Here is a 291-nt window from a genome sequence, read left to right as displayed (position 1 = left end):
CGATTCGGGATTTGGTATGATATAAGTCCGGTCGCGAGACTGGATGATTTGATCCTTGAAAACTAGATAACGAAACGAATCTGCGTTTTAGAAATATCCTTTTAGCTGCTTGTGTCTTCATTGAAAGACCAAGAAGAAAAAAGTAGCAGACGAGTGTTTTGAACGATGAGAGCCTTTGGCTTTGCGCTTGCGCAAAACAAGAAAACGAATCGGACAAAACAGGAGTCAAATGGTTAAGCTACTAAGAGCACACGGAGGATGCCTAGGCGCTAGGAGCCGATGAAGGACGTG

The sequence above is a fragment of the Paenibacillus sp. SSG-1 genome (assembly GCF_002224835.1).
GTDB classification, from domain to species: domain Bacteria; phylum Bacillota; class Bacilli; order Paenibacillales; family Paenibacillaceae; genus Paenibacillus_AQ; species Paenibacillus_AQ favisporus.
Note: the sequence above shows the minus strand (reverse complement) of the source record.